Source organism: Clostridium sp. AM33-3 (assembly GCF_003480315.1).
In the GTDB taxonomy this organism is placed as follows: domain Bacteria; phylum Bacillota; class Clostridia; order Lachnospirales; family Lachnospiraceae; genus Brotaphodocola.
This window is the reverse complement of record NZ_QUIV01000055.1, coordinates 1-366: the sequence shown is the minus strand read 5'-3', so window position 1 is coordinate 366 and position 366 is coordinate 1. Positions and strand designations below refer to the sequence as shown.

The 366-nt window shown below is 48.1% G+C and carries 2 tRNA genes; both read left to right on the top strand.

Annotation, left to right across the window (positions count from 1 at the left end):
- The first annotated feature begins 63 nt into the window (after positions 1 to 63).
- Positions 64 to 137, top strand: a tRNA-Ile gene (locus DW819_RS15460).
- A 65-nt stretch (positions 138 to 202) separates the two neighbouring features.
- Positions 203 to 275, top strand: a tRNA-Ala gene (locus tag DW819_RS15455).
- The last annotated feature ends 91 nt before the right edge of the window (positions 276 to 366 follow it).

The window sequence follows — 366 nt, the reverse complement described above, 5'->3', positions numbered from 1 at the left end:
TAAGCGGCCGATGGTACTATGCTGGAGACGGCATGGGAGAGCAGGTGGGTGCCAGATTTATATGGGCTTATAGCTCAGCCGGTTAGAGCGCACGCCTGATAAGCGTGAGGTCGGTGGTTCGAGTCCACTTAAGCCCATATTTGGACTTGGCGGGTCATAATTCTCGGAAGAGAGGTAAGGCCCACCTAAGTCCATATCCCGTGGGGGTGTAGCTCAGTTGGGAGAGCACCTGCCTTGCAAGCAGGGGGTCAAGAGTTCGAATCTCTCCATCTCCACTAGGTACTTAAGATATCTCTTTCGTGCCTGTATGTACCTTGAAAACTGCATATTGAATATATCTAGAATAAATTCTTTAAGAATTATTAT